Origin of the sequence: Pseudomonas sp. BJP69, assembly GCF_007633355.1 — a bacterium.
Classification (GTDB): domain Bacteria; phylum Pseudomonadota; class Gammaproteobacteria; order Pseudomonadales; family Pseudomonadaceae; genus Aquipseudomonas; species Aquipseudomonas juntendi.
The window spans coordinates 3,907,429-3,924,411 of sequence record NZ_CP041933.1; the positions used below are offsets into that span (position 1 = coordinate 3,907,429).

Consider the following 16,983-nt stretch of genomic DNA (forward strand, 5'->3'; position numbering starts at 1 on the left):
TCAAGCCGACAGTTTACGCCGGGCCAGCGCCCCACCCAAGAGCCCGGTCAGGCATCCGATGAGCAGCCCGCCAACGTGGGCGGCGTTGGCGATCTGGCCAAGGCCGAGGCTGCCGACCACACCGGTCAGGCACACCACCAGCCAGATCAGCATCATCACCAGCACACCCTTGGGCAGGTTGAAGTAACGGTTCGGTGCCAGCCACTGGAACAGCCATACATGCCCCAGCAGGCCGTACAGTACGCCAGACAGCCCGCCGAACAGGCTCGGCCCGCTGGTGTAGTGCTGCGCCAGGTTGGAGACCAGGCTGTACAGCAGGGTCAGGCCCAGCAGCATCCAGGGGCCCTGGCGCAGCTCGATGCGCTTGCCCAGCTCCCAGTACCACAGGCTGTTCATGGCCAGATGCAGCACGCCGAAGTGCAGCAGCATGGGTGATACCAACCGCCACCATTGCCCTTGGTCGAGGGTTTCTGCCAGCGGGGTGAAATACAGGTAGTCGCCCTGCACCCGGAAGTCGAGGAAGGTAAACCAGCTGATGGTGGTGAAGTTGTCGCCCAGGCTGGTCAGGCCGGCGACGATGAAGCACGCCAGCAGGGTGAGCGTGGTGACCTTGCAGGCTCGGGCCTGTTCTGCCAGGGACGGCACTTTCGCAGACACGCCCGCTGCCACCGGCTCGGGGGCAGCCGACAGCTCGGCGTTGCCTTGCGGGTAGCGCTGGTAAAGTTCGCGGACGTCTTCGGCCAGGGTGTCGGGCGCCCAGAGTACCTGCACGTCCCCCTCTTCGCTGACCCGATGCGGCACCTGCAGGCGCTGCAGCATGTGAATGAAGCCGCTGAGGTCGACCGACAGCGGCAGGCGCATCACTTCGATTATGTTCATTGGTTGGCCTGTGGGCGGTCTACGTCGACCCACACGAACTTGTGCGGGTCGATGCGGGTTTCTTCATCCAGCCGGTAGGCCGCCAGCTTGCCGTACAGCACCGCGCTGTAGTCCAGGCAGGCCAGGTTGGGGCGAATCGGCGCGGGGTGGCCGCTGCGCCAGTAGTGGCCGACGAACAGCATCGGCTCGTCTTCGGCATAACGCAGCAAGGCATTTTTCTGGCTGTGGCTGAGCGGCGCATTGGCCACCTCGGCCGGCAGGGCATCAGGCTGGAACACGATGTCGCCGTAGGTTTGCGGGTCTTCCTCCCAGAACTTGGTGCGGAAGAAGGCGCGCGTCAGGCCGTCGCCGCCGGTCAAGGTCAGGCCGTCGGGCAGGCGCATGTCGGTACCGCGCAACAGGCGGTTGCACACGGTGGCGGCGAAGCTGTTGCTCACGGCTGAAGCCTGGATGAAGTGCTCATCGATGCGCCCGTCGGGGTACTGCTGGCGCAGCGGCTCGATCAGTTGCCGGTCCCAGCAGGCGTGTACCAGGCGGAAACGCCCGGCATCGATGAACAACGGCAGTTGGTAGAACCAGTTGACGAAGTCGTGCCAGTCAGCGGGGTGCTGGGCGAACTGGGCCAGGGTTTCGTCGATCAGCCGGGCGTGCCGCGGGGTGTGCTCGCGGACGAAGGCCTTGCCGCTGCCGGGCAGCGCCGGCGTGACCCAGCCCAAGGCGTTGTACTCGTGGTTGCCCATGATGCAGAACGCCTGGCCAGCCTCGACCATGTCGTGGACGATGTGCAGGGCCTCGCGGATGCGTGGCCCACGGTCGACGATGTCGCCGAGGAACAGCGCCTGGCGCCGCGGGTGGCGCCACACGCCGGCCACGCGCTTGTAGCCGAGGGTATCGAGCAGGCGTTCAAGGGTATGCGCACAACCGTGCACGTCGCCGATGATGTCGAAACTGCGCGCCGGGTCGAGCATCAGTCGTCACTGCTCCCCAGGCGGCTGCCCCAACCAAGCTTGGTGCGGCAGACCTCGTAGTAATTGTGGTCGAGCGGGTGGATCAGGCGCAGCTTCTGCGGTTTTTTGCTGACCGTGATGGTGTCGCCGGGGGCGCAGGTGAAGTGGTTCTGGCCATCACAGGAAACCTGCGGGTAGATCTGCAGGTCCTTGGACACCACGATCTTCAGCTCGCTGTTGCCGTCGACCACGATCGGCCGCCCCGACAGGGTGTGCGGGTACATCGGCACGATGACGATGGCGTCCAGCTTGGGGTGCATGATCGGGCCGCCAGCCGACAACGCGTAGGCGGTGGAGCCGGTGGGGGTGGCAACGATCAGGCCGTCGGCCTTCTGGCTGCAGACGAACTGGCCGTCGATATAGATTTCGAACTCGATCATGCGCGTGGACTTGCCTGGGTGCAGCACCACGTCGTTCAGCGCATCGCCCTGGCCAATGGCTTCGTGATGGCGGCGGACCTCGGCCTGCAGCAGGAAGCGGTTTTCCACCAGGTAGTGGCCGTCGAGCACCTCGGCGACCTTCTCTTCCAGCTCGTCGGGGCGGATGTCGGTGAGAAAGCCCAGGTTGCCCCGGTTGATGCCCAGCACCGGAATGTTGTGACGGGCCAGGGCCCGGGCGGCGCCGAGCAGGCTGCCGTCGCCGCCCACCACGATGACCAGGTCGCAGACTTCGCCCAGCAGCTTGCGCGTGGAGGTCTGCAAGCCATGCCCGGGCAGCACTTCGGCAATGGTGTCCTCGAGAATCACGTGCAGGTGGCGGTCGAGGAGGAATTTTTTCAGTCGGCGGATGGTGTCGAGCACCTGCGAGCTACCGAGGCGACCGATGATACCGATATTGCGAAATTGCTCCATGGGGCTCCTGCAAGGCTCTGCGGCGGGTGACGATGCGCCGATTATGGGCGAAACCACCGGGCAGCGGCAAACCGGCTATGCTCGCAGGATGACACCCTTCAGCCAACTCCACGATCTGCCCCGGCAACTGCAGCGCCCGGCCGTACGCGACCTGGCCTGGGCAGTGCTGTCGCCGCCCTTGCTCGCTGGCACGCCCTGCCCTCAGCGCCACCCGCTGGCGGGCAGCCTGTGGGCACAGCAGCCGCACCGCCTGGAGCAGTGGCTGCGGGCGCTGGATAAGGATGACCATCCGCTGCGCGACTGGCTGGCGAAACTGGGCAGCCGGCGCCTGGGGCTTTACTACGAACGCCTGTGGCAATTCGCCCTGCGCCACGCACCGGGCATTGAACTGCTGGCCGCCAACCTGGCCATTCGCGAGGGCGGCCTGACCTTGGGCGAGCTGGATGTACTGCTGCGTGATGCAGACGGGGTCCACCACCTGGAATTGGCGATCAAGCTGTACCTGGGCCCGCCCGGTGGCGGGCACGATACCCAGGCCTGGCTGGGGCCAGGCTGTCATGACCGGCTAGGGGCCAAGCTGGCCCACCTGGCGCAGCACCAGTTGCCGATGTCGCGGGGGGCGCACAGCCAGCAGGCGCTGGCCCGGCTTGGGGCGCAGCAGGTGCAGGCGCATATGTGGCTGGGGGGCTATCTGTTCTATCCGCGGCCTGGGCATGCCGAGGAACCGGAAGGCGCCAACCCGCAGCACCTGCGCGGGCGCTGGGTCAGGCGGCGGGATTGGGCCATGGCGGTTGGCGAGCGCTGGCAACCGCTGCCGCGCAGCGCGTGGCTGGCGCCAGCGCGGGTCGAAGCGGCGCAATGCTGGCAGGCAGAGCAGTTTGCAGCGTGGCTGCATGTGCTGGACCCGCAGGCCCCGGCGCAACTGCTGGTAAGGCTTGAGCAGGAGGCCGATGGCGCCTGGCAGGAAGCCGAACGGGTGTTTCTGGTGGCTGACAATTGGCCGCAGCTACGCAGTGATTGATGCAGGCCTGACGCAGGTCAAGGCTGGTCCGCACAAAAGCCCGTGCAGGCAACACAATTTTCACAGGCCTGGCGCAACTATCTGCTGCCGGTAGCCATTAAAGTGACACCTGAGCGCCAACAAGAGCGCTATTCAAACCTGATGACGAGGACTGATCATGGTTTCATCCACCCCAGCACCGCATTACGCACGCCTGTCCATCGCCCTGCACTGGCTGATGCTAGTGCTGCTGGCCGCTGTCTACGCCCTTATCGAACTGCGTGGCCTGTTCCCCAAGGACAGCGCCGAGCGCAACCTGATGAAAGACCTGCACTTCATGCTTGGCCTCAGTGTCTTCGTGCTGGTCTGGTTGCGCCTGGCGATGCGCCTGAGCCGGCCTACCCCGCCGATCCTGCCCAAGCCGCCCGCCTGGCAGACCGGCCTTGCCCACCTGATGCACCTGGCACTGTACCTGCTGATGATCGGCATGCCGCTGGCCGGCTGGCTGATCCTCAGCGCCGCCGACAAACCGGTACCGTTCTTCGGCCTGGAGCTGCCGCACCTGATCGGCCCGAACCCGGACCAGGCCAAGTTCATCAAGGGCTGGCATGAGCGCGTCGGCAGTTGGGGCTACTGGCTGATCGGCCTGCATGCGCTGGCCGGGCTTTACCACCACTATGTGGTGCGCGACAACACGCTGTTGCGCATGCTGCCCTACAAATAACCACGTCGGCCTTGCAGGCCGCCGGTATGCACGAAGATCATGCGGCTGCCGGGCGCCAACAGCCCGGCGGCGACATGATCGCGCAGGGCCAACAGGGCCTTGCCGGTGTAGAGCGCTTCCAGCGGCACCCCCGTGTGCTGCTCGCAGTCGGCGATGAAGGCCAGCAGTTCGTCGTCGAACCGGGCAAACCCACCTCGGCAGGCCTCGTGTAGCTGGTAGCCATGTGCGCCCGCCAGTGCTGCCACCCCTTGCGCCACACCGTGGTCTGCAGGTACCGCCAAGGCGCCATGCACGGTACGCGCACCCGCCTCGGCCATGGCCAGGCCAGCCACGGTAGTGCCTGTTCCGGCAGCCAACCACCAGCCATCGTAGTCCGGCCAGCCCAGGGCCGAGATCTGCGCCTGCGCCTGCTGCACGATCAGCGCGCAGCCCTGCGCGCCAGCCAGCCCACCGCCGCCTTCGGGAATGCACTGCCAGCCCGGATAGCGCGCTTGCCAAGGTTTCCAGAAGCCGGGCTGGTGGCGTGCGCGGTAGCCGCCATAACCCAGCCAGTGCAGGTGCATGCCCAACGCTTGCAGGTCACGTACGGTGGGCGTGTCCTGGGCATGGCCGCGTAGCAGGCCGGCAGTGGCGAAGCCAAACCGCTTGCCGGCCGCAGCCAGCGCATGCAGGTGGTTGGAGTGGTTGCCACCCAGGCTGATCAGCCCGGGGGCATTGCCTGTGGCGGCCTGCTGCAGGTGGTGGCGGAGCTTGAACCACTTGTTGCCGCTGATCAGCGGATCGATCAGGTCCAGGCGCAGAATGGCAACCTGCACCTGGGCGTGTTGCAACCACGGCAGGTTCAAGCGTTGCAGTGGGGCTTGAGGAAGGTCGAATGCATGCATGGATCGCAGTTTACAGGCAAAGCCCGGGGCAGCGCCCGTGGGCTGCCCCGGGCCGATCTCAGAGCTGCGCCGCCAGCCGCGACCCTTGGTTGATCGCCCGCTTGGCATCCAGCTCGGCCGCCACGTCGGCGCCGCCGATCAAATGCACCGATTGCCCCGCAGCCACCAACCCATCCTGCAGTTCGCGCAGCGGCTCCTGCCCGGCGCAGATCACGACGTTGTCCACGGCCAACACCTGCGGCTCACCGCCCGCCACGCGAATGTGCAAACCGGCATCGTCTATGCCCAGGTACTCGACACTGTTGAGCATCTGCACGCGCTTGTTCTTCAAGCCGGTGCGATGGATCCAGCCGGTGGTCTTGCCCAACCCGTCCCCCACCTTCGATGCCTTGCGCTGCAGCAGGAACACCTGACGCGCCGGCGCATGCGGCTCGGCCTTGATGCCGGCAACGCCGCCGCGTGCCTCAAGCCGGGTATCGATGCCCCACTCCTTCCAGAACGCATCACGGTCCAGGCTGCTGGCCCGCCCTTCCTGCACCAGGTATTCGGATACATCAAAACCGATACCGCCGGCCCCGATCACGGCGACCGCCTTGCCCACCGGCTTGCGCTCAAGCAGTACATCCAGGTAGCTGAGCACCTTGGCATGCTCGACCCCGGGGATGGCCGGGGTACGCGGGGCAATGCCGGTGGCCAGGATGATCTCGTCATAGCCGCCCTGCACCAGCGCCTGCACATCCACGCGGGTATTGAGGTGCAGGTCGACGCCAGTGCTTTGCAACTTGTTGCGGAAGTAGCGCAGCGTTTCGAAGAACTCTTCCTTGCCCGGGACGCGCTTGGCGACATTGAACTGGCCGCCAATTTCGCTGGCAGCGTCGAACAGCGTCACGTGATGCCCGCGCTCGGCGGCAACGGTGGCGGCGGCCAGGCCCGCCGGGCCGGCGCCGACCACGGCAATGCGCTTCGGCGCTGGCGCAGGCAGGTAGTTGAGCTCGGTTTCGTGGCAGGCCCGCGGGTTGACCAGGCAACTGGTCAGCTTGCCGCCGAAGGTGTGGTCCAGGCAGGCCTGGTTGCAACCGATGCAGGTATTGATTTCGTCGGCGCGACCGGCAGCAGCCTTGTTGACGAAATCCGGGTCGGCCAGGAACGGCCGAGCCATCGAAACCATGTCGGCATCCCCTTCGGCCAGCACCGCCTCGGCCACTTCCGGGGTGTTGATGCGGTTGGTGGTAATCAGCGGAATGCTCACCACACCCCGCAGCTTGGCCGTGACCTTGCTGAACGCCGCACGCGGGACCTTGGTGGCGATGGTCGGGATCCGCGCCTCATGCCAGCCGATCCCGGTGTTGATCAGGGTAGCGCCGGCCTGCTCGATGGCCTTGGCCAACTGCTCGATTTCCGCCCAGTCGCTGCCGCCCTCGACCAGGTCAAGCATCGACAGGCGGAAGATGATGATGAAGTTCGGCCCTACTGCCGCGCGTACCCGGCTGACGATTTCCACAGCCAGGCGCATGCGGTTTTCGTAGCTGCCGCCCCAACGGTCGGTGCGCTGGTTGGTGTGGGCGGCGAGAAACTGGTTGATGAAGTAACCTTCCGAACCCATGATTTCGACGCCGTCGTAACCGGCACGCTGGGCCAGCACCGCGCAATTGACGAAGTCGGCGATCTGCTTCTCGATGCCTTGCTCGTCCAGCTCCTTGGGCTTGAACGGGTTGATCGGCGCCTGTATCGCGCTGGGTGCCACCTGCCGTGGGCTATAGGCATAGCGCCCGGCATGCAGGATCTGCAGGCAGATCTTGCCACCGGCGGCGTGCACCGCCTCGGTGACGATGCGGTGCTGGTCGGCCTCCGCCTCGGTGCTGAGTTTGGCCGCGCCGGAATACACCCCGCCTTCATCATTGGGCGCAATACCGCCCGTGACCATCAGGCCAACGCCGCCCCGGGCACGCTCGGCAAAGTAGGCCGCCATGCGCTCGCCCCCCCCGGGACGCTCCTCGAGGCCGGTGTGCATCGAGCCCATCAGGGTGCGGTTGCGCAAGGTGGTGAAGCCAAGGTCCAGCGGGGCAAGCAGGTGCGGGTAACGTTCGGCGGCCATGGAAAGGTCCCAGGTGGCGTGATTCACGGGATGCGGGCGCCTCACCGAATGGCGGGCCTCCGTCGTTTGTCTGTCAGCGACATTAAACAGCCGTTTGAATTGGCTCAATGATCGAAACTGACAAGTTATTGATCCTGGCAAACAGGGCGCTTACCCTAGAGAGCCTTCCTCAGCCAATGTGCCGTTCTGTTTCATGCGAAAACTTCTGGCAAGCGCCCTGGCGCTGGTAGTGATCGCCGCGCTCTGCGGCTACGGTTTCTGGAGCCAGCAGCGCCCGGAAGGCCACTACCTGTCCGACCTGCGCATCGAACTGGCGTTGAACCATGGCGTGCCGGGCGACCGCGGCAACCTGCTGGGTATCGAGCCATTGCTGTTCCCCAGCGACTACCAGAACCTGCAACGCCTGCACCGCAAGCTGGCCGCCTACCTGGAGCAGGCGCGCGCCCAGGGCCTGGTCGGCCCGCGCACCGTGGTCGTGCTGCCGGAACACATCGGTACCTGGCTGTGGGCACGCGGCGAAAAGAACGAGCTGTACCAGGTCACCCAGAGCCGCGAGGCCCAGCAATGGCTGGAACTGAGCAACCCGCTGCGCTACGCGCTGGCCATGGTAGCGGCCGAGGGCGACGACCGGCGTGCCGACGCCCACCTGCGCATGAAGGCCGAGCAGATGGCTGCCGACTATCAACAGCTGTTCGGTGGCCTGGCCAAGGAATTTGGCGTGACCCTGGTGGCCGGCTCCATCGTGCTGCCCGCCCCCTATGTGCAACAAGGCGTGCTGCATGCCGGGCGTGGCGCACTGTTCAACAGCAGCGTGGTGTTCGCCGGTGACGGTTCCCTGCTCGGCCAACCGCAACGCCAGCAATACCCCGACAGTGACATGCGCCGTTATGTGCAGGAGGGCCGCGATTATCCGCTGCAGGTCGTGCAAACCCCCGCCGGGCGCCTGGGCGTGCTGGTGGGCAGTGACAGCTGGTACCCGCAGAACCATCAGCAACTGGCCAGCCAGGGCGTGCAGCTGGTAGCCAACCCGGTGTTTCTCAGCGGCAAAGGCAGCTGGCAAGCCCCCTGGCGTGGCAACCGCCACCAGGCGGCCAGTGCCGGGCTGGCCGTGCAGCGCGGCCAGGTCAGTGAACAAACGGCCTGGCAACGCCTGACCGAGGCGGCCGGGGCCAGGGTCAGCAGCATGAGCGTATTCATGCGGGGGCAGTTCTGGGAACACGGCAGTGACGGCCAAGGCTTCGCCCGCCAGGCCGGTGAGTTGCTGGCAGGCACGCCGAGCCCCGGCGCCCGCCTGCTGAACCTGTGGTTGTAAGGCCATGGCCCGCCCCCGCGTACGCCTGGGCGAGCTGTCGGTCGGCTTTGTTCAGCCGCTGACCGAAGCCCTGCGCGAACTGGGCCACGCCCCCGAACCGCTGCTGCGCCGCTATGGGCTGGAGGCACCGCGCCTGAGCGAAGCCAATGCGCGCCTTTCAATCCCGCGCTACATGCACCTGGGCCATGCGGCCATCGAGCAATGTGGCGAAGCCGCGCTGGGCTTGCACATGGGCCGCCTGAGCCGACTGGCCCAGGCGGGCCTGGCGGGAGTCACTGCGGCCCAGGCGCCTACCGTGGGGGAAGCCGCGCGCACCTTGCTGCGCTTCGAACCGCTGTACGCCGCCAACTACCGCGGCCAGTCCAGCTTTCATGAAGACGCCGAAGGTGCCTGGCTGCGTTTCTACTCCATCAGCCCCTACAACGCCTACAACCGCTTTGTGGTGGACTCGGTGCTGGCAGGCTGGCTGGCTCAACTGGCCGACCTGGCGGGCGTTGCGCTGCAGGCCGAGCGCCTCGAAATCGAATTTGCCGCACCCGCCCACGCCGCGCAGTACCAGGCGCTGTGCAGCACCCCGGTGCAGTTCGCTGCCGACGGTAATCAATTGCGCCTGAGCCGCGCCACCTTGCAGTTGGCCAACCCCAGGCACTGCCCCAGCACCTGGCAGCACCTGCTGCAGTTGTGTGAAGCAGACATGCTGCAGCGCACGCGGGTGCGCAGCCTGGGTGAGCGCATCACCCACCTGCTTGGCCCATTACTCAACGGTGGCCGCGAACCGGACCTGGTCGAGGTAGCCCTGCACTTGCAGTTGCCCACCTGGACACTGCGGCGCAAGCTGGCCGAAGAAGGCACGCGGTTTCGTGACCTGCTCAATGAAACACGACGCGACCTGGCCGAGACCTACATCCGTGATACGGAACTGGCGTTCGGCGAGATTGCTTATTTATTGGGGTTCGCTTCGGCCGAGGCCTTCCAGCGCGCGTTCAAGCGCTGGACGGGCCTTACGCCGGGAGAGTTTCGCCGCAGCCAGCGGCGGGCAGGTCAAAGCTCGGTGGCGTCGTCGGCCGGTTCCGGGGTGTCCAGCTCGTAGGCTTGGGATTCGAGTAGTTCTTCCTGGTATTCATCCATGGTCCTGCTCCCTCTTTACTCATTTCATCTTCGTAGTTATCGCCGTCATGCTAAGCCAGTGGCATGACGCAATGATGACAAGCTTATGATCGGGCAACGCGGCCATCGTTCCAGTGAAAACGCGATGCAACACCGATCGAGTACCACAAGGTCCTTTTTAGGAGAACAGGCGTTCAGGCGCCAGCGGAAATGTTTTCAGGAATTGTCAGCCCAGTCGCAACAGCACTGGCGACGAGCTTGGCACGCTCGCTATCAAGCACCTCATATGCGGCCTGCAGCGTCTGAATCTTGGCCTGGATTTCAGCCATTTTGCCAGTGACCAGCAGTGCTCCCTGCACGCAATCGAGGGTATTGCCGCGCCTGGCAGCCAGTATCTCCCCTATTTCGGCAAGCGTGAAACCGCCCCGCTGGGCAGTTTGCACGAAGTTCAGGTCAGCGACGGCCTGCTCGCTGTAGCTGCGATAATTGTTGGCTTGCCGCTGGGCCACGATCAGCCCGAGCTGCTCGTAATAGCGCAACGCATGGCGGCCGACGCCGCTGCGGCGCTCCAGCTCCCCGATGTTCATGGCACAAAACCCCTTGACCTTAGAGTGCGCTCTACACCCTAACCTGCGCCCATCTTGCAGACAAGGAAACTGACATGAGCGTGGAATGCTTCGTTACCGGCGGCAGTGGTTTTATCGGCCAGCATCTACTGGCGCGCCTCACCGCCACCGGGCACACCGTGCGGGTGCTGATGCGCCACCCGGAAAACCTCGCCCGGCTCCGTGAACAGGTAGGCCGCCTGGGGGGCAAGCCTAAATGCGTACAGGCAGTTGCCGGCGATATCGGCACAGAAGGCCTTGGGCTCAGCGAAGCCGACCGCCAACGCGTGTCGGCTGCCGCAGTGGTGTTCCACCTCGCGGCGCACTTCACTTGGGGGCTGCCCCAGGAACACGCCCGTGCAGTGAATGTGCAAGGTGCGCTGCGGGTCGCGCAGCTGGCGGCTAGCCAGGGCACCCGCCTGCTGATGGTGGGCGGCTACATGCTGCAGAATTTCAGCCACCTGGCCAGCATCGGAGTGGATCACGAGCACCCGGAACAGACCGACTGGCCCGCGGTTTACCGCCGCGTAGGCGGTTATGAGGCGAGCAAGCTGGAAGCGCATTTCGCCGTCATCCGCTACATGCAGGGTGCGGGCGCAGCGTACTCGATCGTTCACCCTGCCACGGTCTGCGGCGACAGTGTGCGCGGGCACATCCTCGACGGGCAGCCGTTGGCAGCGCTGATTAGCGGCCTGGCGTTGGGCCGGTTCAAGGCCATTCCGGGCTCGCCCAACCATTGGCTGCCACTGGTCAGCGTCGACTACCTGGTTACCATGATGGCCTGCGTGGCATTCGACCCTTCAATGGCCAACCGCCAAGTGCTTGCACTCGACCCGCACACCCCTAACCTGCAAGGCTTGCTGGAGGACATCGCCGCCACCCTGCAGGTAAAAGCCCCGCGCCACCATGTGCCGATAGGCGTGCTGAAGTGGTTGTTGGCAATTCCCGGGTTAGCGACCCGCCTGGCAATCAGCCCCGAGTCGCTGAACTTCATCCAGCCGCAGCGCTTCGACCTGAGTTTCAGCGAACAACTGGAACGCAGGTATCAGCTCACTCACCCGAACATCAAACACACATTGGCAAAAACCGTGCGCCACGTCGAACGCAACCTGGGCCACGGCAGCATGCCTGGGGTAAACATACCGACCAACACCTGAACCCACATGGCCGCCCGCAAGCGCCTGCACGTCGCCCCGGCGCGGCCGGCCACTCAGGCTGAGCCGCCAGGGCTGACTGCGGCGCTCAGCCCTTACCAGAGGGCGATGTCGTATGTCAGGTAGATGCGGTTGCTGTCACGCCCGCGGGAGAAGTCGGAGCGGTACACGTAGTTGCGCAGCTTCACCCCAAGGCCCTTGACCGGCCCGGATTGCACCACGTAGGCAAGCTCCATGTCGCGCTCCCACTCGCTCAGCCCGGCGTCAGCCGAGCGCCCGTTATCCCCGCTGAGGTAGCGGGTCATGAAGGTAAGCCCTGGGATGCCCGCCGCAGCGAAGTTGTAGGCATAGCTGGCCATCCAGGTTTTCTCTTCTTCCTCGATGAACTTGCCGATACCCACGTTACTGAACGAGTACACCGTGGCGCCGCTGATGTAGGGCAGCCCGGCCTTGCCGTCGAGCACCTGGTAGCCACCCCCGAATGTGTGCCCGGAATGGGTGTACGACAGTTGCCCGCTGAACATGTCATTGTCGATTTCGCCGCCCCGGGCAGCGCCGCTGTCGCGGCTGTTGAAATAGCGCAAGTCGGTGGTGAGCACGCCGCCGGCCAAAGGCAGGTCGTAGATCAGGCCGGCAAAGTCCTGGCGGTAGAAATGTTCCAGCTGGCCGTGGAAATAGCTCAACTTCAACTGCTTGTTGACGGCGTAGTCGGCACCGGCAAAGTTGAAATCGCCAGACTCGTCACCGCTGTAGCCGTCCAGGTACAGGCCAGTGCTGTCAGAGGAGTCGCGCAGCTTGAAGCGGGTCAGGTGCCCGGCAGTCAGGGTCAGGTTGTCGATGTCGGTGCTGGTCAGCTGGGTGCCCTGGTAGGTTTGCGGCAACAAGCGGGCATCGTTGTAGATCAGCACCGGGGTTTTCGGCAGCAAGGTGCCATGCTTGACCACGGTCTGCCCCAGGCGCGCCTTGGCCGTCACGCCGGCACTGGCAAACTCGTCAGCGGCGCGGCCATCGTCATGCGTCGGCAGCAAACCGGTACCGCTGCGGCCGCGGCCCGAATCGAGCCGCACGCCGAGCAGCCCCATGGCGTCGAGCCCCAGCCCCAGGGGGCCCTGGGTGAAGCCGGACTGATAGTCGAGCAGGAAGCCCTGCGCCCATTCCACCCGCTCGCTCTTGGCGGTGGCAGCGGCGCGCGGGCTCATGCCCTGTTCGTCGCGGAAGTTTTCGTTGAAGTACACATTGCGCAGTTGCAGCTTCAGCTTGCTATCGTCGACGAAACCGGCGGCGCCGGCCACAGGCAGCCAGCCGCACAGCAGGCCACAGGTGGCCCCACGGAAAACAGCTCGGGACATGATTGATACTCTATTGTTGTTTTTGGGTGAGCGGGGCGCCGGTCGGCGCCCGAAGCAGTTCAGACGAAGAAGGACAAGGCACCGGTGGCCAGCGCCAGCGCAGTGATCACCAACGATGTGAGCACCGCCCATTTCACCGTGGCTTTCTGGAAATCACCGATGTCGCGGTCGACCATCCCCACCAACAGCAGGGTCGAGGCCACCAGTGGGCTCATCAGGTGCACCGGCTGGCCCAGCACCGAGGCGCGGGCGATTTCAATCGGGTCGATGCCATAGGCGGTCGCGGCATTGGCCAGGATCGGTACCACGCCAAAGTAGTAGGCGTCGTTCGACAGCACGAAGGTCAATGGCATGCTGGTCAGGGCCACCACCAGTGGGAACCAGTGGCTCCAGGCGGCAGGAATCCAGTCGACCAGGGTCTGCGCCAGGGCGTCGACCATCTTGGTGCCCGAGAAGATACCGGCGAAGATGCCCGCGGCAAATACCAGCAATACCACGGTCATGGCATTGCCCGAATGGGCGAGGATGCGTTCTTTCTGCAGGTCCAGTTGCGGGTAGTTGATCATCAGCGCGGCGACGAACCCGATCATGAAGAGGATCGCCGCGTGCATTACCCCGAAGACCAACGCGGTCATCACGGCGATCACCAGGGCCAGGTTCACATAGGCCAGGCGTGGGCGCTTGTAGGGAGCGTCGCCAAGGATTTCCTTGATGTAGCAATTGCCACCACCCGACTCCAGGGCGGTGTTCCCGATGCGGCGACGCTCGGCACGGCCCAGCAGGAAGGCGGTGAACACCACCCAGGCAGCGCCACCGATCACGGTCGGCAACATCGGGATGAAGTATTCGGTGGCGTCCAGGCCCAACGCGGCGATGGCCCGGGTAGCCGGCCCGCCCCAGGGGCTCATGCCACTCATGATGCTCAGCGACAGCATAGACACCGTGGCCAGGATCATCGGGTTCATGCCGATGCGCTTGTACAACGGCAGCATGGCCGCGCAGGTGATCATGTACGTGGTGGTGCCGTCACCGTCCAGCGCCACCACCAGCGACAGCAGCGCGGTGCCGATGGCGATCTTGACCGGGTCGCCATTGACGCGCTTGAGGATCTTGCGGATCAGCGGGTCGAACAGGCCGGCATCGATCATCAGGCCGAAGAACAGGATGGCGAACAACAACAGTGCGGCTGACGGTGCCACCATTTTCAAGCCATCGAGCATCATCTTGCCCAGGTCGGGGGCAAAGCCACCGATCACTGCGAAGACAATCGGTACGACGGTGAGTGCCACGATGGGTGACAGGCGTTTACTCATGATCAGGTAGGTGAAGGTCACCACCATGATCAGGCCCAGGAGTGCGAGCATGGTTTTTTCTCTTGTTTTTATTGTGTTGCGGCCGCCAGCAGGGCAGACGGCCCCCTACCCCACCCGCACCGTCAGGGTGCTGGGTGGGATTTCAAGTCAGCGAGGACAGATGGAAAAGGTGTTCAGCCGTGGTGCCGAGGCTCCGCAGCCCAGTCGGCCTGTGCCGTATCGGCTTCGTCTGCAGCGGCCGGGATTCCGTTCAGGCGGCGCAGCAGCGTTTTCCGGTCACAGGCATTCTCCGACAAGGAAATGACCACGGTCGCGACGGCGTTGCTGGCCAGGCTGGTCAGGGCGCGCGCTTCGGACATGAAGCGATCGATACCGATCAGCAAGGCAAGCCCGGCCAGCGGGATGTCGTGGATCACGGTGAGGGTCGAGGCCAGGGCCACGAAACCACTGCCGGTCACGCCTGCTGCCCCTTTGGACGACAGCAGCATGATCGCCAGCATGGTCACCGTCTGGCCGAGGGTCAGGTCGATGTTGCAGGCCTGGGCGATGAACACCGCGGCCAGCGACAGGTAGATGGCCGTGCCGTCGAGGTTGAAGGAATAGCCAGTCGGCAGCACCAGCCCGACCACGCCCTTCTTGCAGCCCAGTTTCTCCAGCTTCTCCAGCATGCGCGGCAGCACCGGCTCGGTGGAGGACGTGCCGAGTACTACCAGGAATTCCTCGCGGAAGTAGCGCAGCAGCTTCCACAGGCTGAAGCCATACGCACGGCAGATGCCGCCGAGCACCACCAGCACGAAGAACGCACAGGCGATGTACAGCGTACCGACCAGCTTGGCCAAGGCACCCAGCGAGGTCACGCCGTACTGGCCGACCGTGAACGCCAGTGCACCGAAGGCGCCGATGGGGGCGAAGCGCATCAGGTAGCCGAAGATGCGGAACACCATGGTCGAGGCCGATTCCAGCACATTCAGTACCGGCTTGCCCTTCTCGCCCATGGACGACAGGGCAAAACCGCTGAGCACGGCGATGAACAGCACCGGCAGCACCTCACCCTTGTTGAACGCACCGATGAAGGTGTCCGGGATGATGTGCATGAAGAAGTCGACCACGCTGAGCTTGGCCGCCGACGCAGCGTACTGGCTCAGCCCGGCAGTGCTGAGGGTCGCAGGGTCGATGTTCATCCCGACGCCCGGGCGGAACAGGTACACCGCCGCCAGGCCGATCATCAGGCTGACCACGGTCAGGCCCAGGAACAACAGCAATGTCTTGCTCATCAAGCGCCCCAGGGAGCGCTTGTCGGTCATGCCGGCGATGCCGGTGACGATGGTGCAGAACACCACCGGGGCAATCATCATCTTGATCAGCTTGATGAAAGCATCACCCAGCGGCTTGAGCGCAACAGCCTGTTGCGCCCAGAAGTGGCCGACCACTACGCCCAGCAGGACGGCGCAGAGGATCTGAAAGTACAGCGATTTGGCGAGTCTCATGAGGCATCACCCATTGTTGAAATTGTGCGGATGCGCTTGTTGCAATTGTTTGGAGCTGAACGGCTGCCAGAGCTACCCGGCCAATCTGCGGAATGTAGGGGCGTAAACGAAACCTGAGAACAACCGTCGGGCAGTTCGCACCACCGAGGCCTGGATGGTCTTGCCATCGGCGCCGGTGCGCGACAATGCCACATCGATGCCACCGCTTGGGTGTTCCAGGCGCACTTCGGTCAATTGCTCGGCGCCCTCGCCCAGCAGTTCACCGATCACGGTGCCAGGGCTGACACAGGCAGTGGCCAACCCGATCGAACCTGTAATGGCCAGCGCGCGGTGGCAGCTGTGCGGCATGAAGTAGCGAACCTGCAGGGTGCCGTCATAGCGCGGTTTGGAAACCAACACCGGCTTGGGGATGACCATCCCGCTGACATCGCCCAGGCCCATGGCCTTGCCGGCCTTCAGGCGCAGCGCTTCCAGGCGCTTGAGCAGGTCTTCGTTGGCATCGAGTTCGGCAGGCGTTTCCGAACCGGTGACACCGAGCTGGCTGGCCTCGACCACCATCATCGGCATGGCCATGTCGATGCAGGTGACCGGTACGCCGTCGATCACGTCGGTGGCCTGGCCGGTCGGGAACAGCTTGCCGGTCTTGCTGCCAACCGCATCGAGGAACGTCAGCTGCACCGGGGCGGCAGTGCCCGGAACGCCATCGATCGCCGTGCGGCCTTCGTAACGCACGATCCCGCCGGGGGTTTCCACCAGCGAGTTGACGAACGTTCCGGTGTTGAGGTTGCGGATGCGCACCAGGGTCTTGCCTTCCTGGCCCTTGACCAACCCTTGCTCGATAGCGAACGGGCCAACGGCGCACAGCATGTTGCCGCAGTTAGGGGCGGTGTCGACCCTGCGCTGCGCGACCATGACCTGCACGAACAGGTAATCTACGTCAGCGTCGGCATGCAGCGAAGGGCTTACAATCGCCACCTTGCTGGTCTGCGGGCTACCGCCACCGATCCCGTCGATCTCCAGTTCATGCCCGGAGCCCATCAGGTTGATCAGTAATTCGTCGCGCTCGACCACGTTGGCAGGCAGGTCCCAGGCGTGGAAAAACGGCCCCTTGGAGGTGCCACCGCGCATGAGTACGCAAGGAATTCGTTGCATGATTTCGCACTCTTGTTGATCAATGGACATCATTGATGTTGTGGACACAAGATTGACAGGGATG

The 16,983-nt window shown here is 64.6% G+C and carries 15 protein-coding genes; 5 read left to right on the forward strand and 10 right to left on the reverse strand.

The genetic code is table 11. From position 1 onward, the window contains the following. Genes FPB55_RS18185 through FPB55_RS18195 form a run of 3 tightly spaced genes read right to left on the reverse strand, consistent with a single transcriptional unit; the run spans position 1 to position 2,737 of the window. Positions 1 to 879, reverse strand: a complete 879-nt coding sequence (locus FPB55_RS18185) for a rhomboid family intramembrane serine protease (protein WP_144188966.1) — start codon at positions 877 to 879, stop codon at positions 1 to 3. Continuing rightward, positions 876 to 1,850 (reverse strand): metallophosphoesterase, encoded by a 975-nt coding sequence (locus tag FPB55_RS18190; RefSeq protein WP_178097540.1) that lies wholly within the window; start codon positions 1,848 to 1,850, stop codon positions 876 to 878. The genes FPB55_RS18185 and FPB55_RS18190 overlap by 4 nt, the downstream gene beginning before the upstream one ends. Continuing rightward, the gene (locus FPB55_RS18195) at positions 1,847 to 2,737 is read right to left on the reverse strand and encodes an NAD(+) kinase (protein ID WP_009683749.1); all 891 of its coding nucleotides are present in this window, start codon (positions 2,735 to 2,737) and stop codon (positions 1,847 to 1,849) included. Before FPB55_RS18195 ends, FPB55_RS18190 begins: the two co-directional genes overlap by 4 nt. On the opposite strand from FPB55_RS18195, the gene FPB55_RS18200 reads away from it, so the two are divergent. Together FPB55_RS18200 and FPB55_RS18205 are read left to right on the forward strand one after the other, a co-directional pair. After that, on the forward strand, positions 2,736 to 3,758 hold the full coding sequence (locus FPB55_RS18200; RefSeq protein WP_125854877.1) for a DUF1853 family protein: 1,023 nt from the start codon (positions 2,736 to 2,738) through the stop codon (positions 3,756 to 3,758). The genes FPB55_RS18195 and FPB55_RS18200 overlap by 2 nt on opposite strands. Positions 3,759 to 3,915: 157 nt before the next feature. Next, positions 3,916 to 4,461, forward strand: coding sequence for a cytochrome b (locus FPB55_RS18205; protein ID WP_009683752.1), 546 nt, complete (start codon positions 3,916 to 3,918; stop codon positions 4,459 to 4,461). Here the strand turns inward: FPB55_RS18205 and FPB55_RS18210 are convergent. After that, positions 4,452 to 5,345, reverse strand: a complete 894-nt coding sequence (locus FPB55_RS18210; RefSeq protein WP_125854878.1) for a pyridoxal-phosphate dependent enzyme — start codon at positions 5,343 to 5,345, stop codon at positions 4,452 to 4,454. The genes FPB55_RS18205 and FPB55_RS18210 overlap by 10 nt on opposite strands. Positions 5,346 to 5,403: 58 nt before the next feature. Next, complete coding sequence (locus tag FPB55_RS18215; protein ID WP_144189666.1) at positions 5,404 to 7,440, reverse strand: NADPH-dependent 2,4-dienoyl-CoA reductase; 2,037 nt, start codon at positions 7,438 to 7,440, stop codon at positions 5,404 to 5,406. A 193-nt stretch (positions 7,441 to 7,633) separates the two neighbouring features. Here FPB55_RS18215 and FPB55_RS18220 point away from each other — a divergent pair, with 193 nt between their 5' ends. Both FPB55_RS18220 and FPB55_RS18225 read left to right on the forward strand, forming a co-directional pair. Further along, the gene (locus FPB55_RS18220) at positions 7,634 to 8,752 is read left to right on the forward strand and encodes a carbon-nitrogen hydrolase family protein (protein WP_125854879.1); all 1,119 of its coding nucleotides are present in this window, start codon (positions 7,634 to 7,636) and stop codon (positions 8,750 to 8,752) included. Between the two features lie 4 nt (positions 8,753 to 8,756). Next, positions 8,757 to 9,842: an AraC family transcriptional regulator gene (locus FPB55_RS18225; RefSeq protein ID WP_125854880.1), complete on the forward strand. Its 1,086-nt coding sequence runs from the start codon at positions 8,757 to 8,759 to the stop codon at positions 9,840 to 9,842. A gap of 211 nt (positions 9,843 to 10,053) precedes the next feature. Here FPB55_RS18225 and FPB55_RS18230 read toward each other — a convergent pair whose 3' ends face one another. Continuing rightward, positions 10,054 to 10,446, reverse strand: coding sequence for a MerR family transcriptional regulator (locus FPB55_RS18230; RefSeq protein ID WP_125854881.1), 393 nt, complete (start codon positions 10,444 to 10,446; stop codon positions 10,054 to 10,056). Positions 10,447 to 10,520: 74 nt separating this feature from the next. Here FPB55_RS18230 and FPB55_RS18235 point away from each other — a divergent pair, with 74 nt between their 5' ends. Further along, positions 10,521 to 11,621, forward strand: a complete 1,101-nt coding sequence (locus FPB55_RS18235; RefSeq protein ID WP_144188970.1) for an SDR family oxidoreductase — start codon at positions 10,521 to 10,523, stop codon at positions 11,619 to 11,621. 92 nt (positions 11,622 to 11,713) lie between these two features. Here FPB55_RS18235 and FPB55_RS18240 read toward each other — a convergent pair whose 3' ends face one another. From FPB55_RS18240 to FPB55_RS18255, 4 genes are all read right to left on the reverse strand, one after another. Beyond that, complete coding sequence (locus FPB55_RS18240) at positions 11,714 to 12,967, reverse strand: OprD family porin (RefSeq protein ID WP_009683760.1); 1,254 nt, start codon at positions 12,965 to 12,967, stop codon at positions 11,714 to 11,716. A gap of 59 nt (positions 12,968 to 13,026) precedes the next feature. Further along, positions 13,027 to 14,331: a citrate:proton symporter gene (locus tag FPB55_RS18245; RefSeq protein ID WP_125854883.1), complete on the reverse strand. Its 1,305-nt coding sequence runs from the start codon at positions 14,329 to 14,331 to the stop codon at positions 13,027 to 13,029. Between the two features lie 122 nt (positions 14,332 to 14,453). Further along, the gene (locus FPB55_RS18250) at positions 14,454 to 15,767 is read right to left on the reverse strand and encodes a dicarboxylate/amino acid:cation symporter (RefSeq protein WP_029886337.1); all 1,314 of its coding nucleotides are present in this window, start codon (positions 15,765 to 15,767) and stop codon (positions 14,454 to 14,456) included. Between the two features lie 72 nt (positions 15,768 to 15,839). Further along, positions 15,840 to 16,919 carry a 4-oxalomesaconate tautomerase gene (locus tag FPB55_RS18255; protein WP_082416152.1) on the reverse strand — a complete coding sequence of 360 codons (1,080 nt, stop codon included), beginning with the start codon at positions 16,917 to 16,919 and terminating at the stop codon, positions 15,840 to 15,842. Positions 16,920 to 16,983: the final 64 nt, after the last annotated feature.

What these genes read in the sequence shown, in the direction of transcription:
- FPB55_RS18245 (WP_125854883.1), bottom strand. Translation starts at nt 14,331, where the DNA reads ATGCTCGCACTCCTGGGCCTGATCATGGTGGTGACCTTCACCTACCTG.
- FPB55_RS18250 (WP_029886337.1), bottom strand. Translation starts at nt 15,767, where the DNA reads ATGAGACTCGCCAAATCGCTGTACTTTCAGATCCTCTGCGCCGTCCTG.
- FPB55_RS18230 (WP_125854881.1), bottom strand. Translation starts at nt 10,446, where the DNA reads ATGAACATCGGGGAGCTGGAGCGCCGCAGCGGCGTCGGCCGCCATGCG.
- FPB55_RS18185 (WP_144188966.1), bottom strand. Translation starts at nt 879, where the DNA reads ATGAACATAATCGAAGTGATGCGCCTGCCGCTGTCGGTCGACCTCAGC.
- FPB55_RS18220 (WP_125854879.1), top strand. Translation starts at nt 7,634, where the DNA reads ATGCGAAAACTTCTGGCAAGCGCCCTGGCGCTGGTAGTGATCGCCGCG.
- FPB55_RS18240 (WP_009683760.1), bottom strand. Translation starts at nt 12,967, where the DNA reads ATGTCCCGAGCTGTTTTCCGTGGGGCCACCTGTGGCCTGCTGTGCGGC.
- FPB55_RS18205 (WP_009683752.1), top strand. Translation starts at nt 3,916, where the DNA reads ATGGTTTCATCCACCCCAGCACCGCATTACGCACGCCTGTCCATCGCC.
- FPB55_RS18255 (WP_082416152.1), bottom strand. Translation starts at nt 16,919, where the DNA reads ATGCAACGAATTCCTTGCGTACTCATGCGCGGTGGCACCTCCAAGGGG.
- FPB55_RS18235 (WP_144188970.1), top strand. Translation starts at nt 10,521, where the DNA reads ATGAGCGTGGAATGCTTCGTTACCGGCGGCAGTGGTTTTATCGGCCAG.
- FPB55_RS18225 (WP_125854880.1), top strand. Translation starts at nt 8,757, where the DNA reads ATGGCCCGCCCCCGCGTACGCCTGGGCGAGCTGTCGGTCGGCTTTGTT.
- FPB55_RS18200 (WP_125854877.1), top strand. Translation starts at nt 2,736, where the DNA reads ATGGGGCTCCTGCAAGGCTCTGCGGCGGGTGACGATGCGCCGATTATG.
- FPB55_RS18195 (WP_009683749.1), bottom strand. Translation starts at nt 2,737, where the DNA reads ATGGAGCAATTTCGCAATATCGGTATCATCGGTCGCCTCGGTAGCTCG.
- FPB55_RS18215 (WP_144189666.1), bottom strand. Translation starts at nt 7,440, where the DNA reads ATGGCCGCCGAACGTTACCCGCACCTGCTTGCCCCGCTGGACCTTGGC.
- FPB55_RS18210 (WP_125854878.1), bottom strand. Translation starts at nt 5,345, where the DNA reads ATGCATGCATTCGACCTTCCTCAAGCCCCACTGCAACGCTTGAACCTG.